Origin of the sequence: Solihabitans fulvus, assembly GCF_008386585.1 — a bacterium.
GTDB classification, from domain to species: domain Bacteria; phylum Actinomycetota; class Actinomycetes; order Mycobacteriales; family Pseudonocardiaceae; genus Solihabitans; species Solihabitans fulvus.
This window is the reverse complement of record NZ_VUOB01000237.1, coordinates 1-458: the sequence shown is the minus strand read 5'-3', so window position 1 is coordinate 458 and position 458 is coordinate 1. Positions and strand designations below refer to the sequence as shown.

The following is a 458-nucleotide window of genomic DNA, read 5'->3' as shown; positions in this document are numbered from 1 at the left end:
CGACGGTGAGCCGGCCACCGAGCCGCAACTGCGCGACCGTCCCCCGCCCTCGGTCGCCGAGTACGACCAGCTCCTGCCGTCCCATCGGAAGCCGGCCGCATCGGCGGCGGCGGTCGAACCTCGTCCGGCGCCGCAGCCAGCGGAGAACGATCCGGCGGTGACCGTGGACATGGCTGCGGCGATCGGACCTGGTTGGAGCCTGACCCAGACCACCCTCGACCGGGAGACCGGCATCTGGCGAGTCCGCCACGCCGGTCGACTCCTCGGGGTCATCGAGCGCCGCCACGAACTCCACGGTCGCGGCTGGAGCGCGAGCCGCGACGGTGTCACTATCGCGGCGTTCGGCACGTTCACCGCTCGCAAGGGCAGCGCACTGTGGCGCACCCGGGACAACGCGGCCGCGGGCATCGCGTTCGACGCGGTCCAGCGGGAACTCGTGCCGAGGTCGAGCATGCCGG

1 protein-coding gene is annotated in these 458 nt (G+C 72.9%); it reads left to right on the top strand.

The annotated features are described in order from the left end of the window. The coding region (locus F0L68_RS43100; RefSeq protein WP_223199627.1) for a hypothetical protein at positions 1 to 458 on the top strand (458 nt) is incomplete at both ends.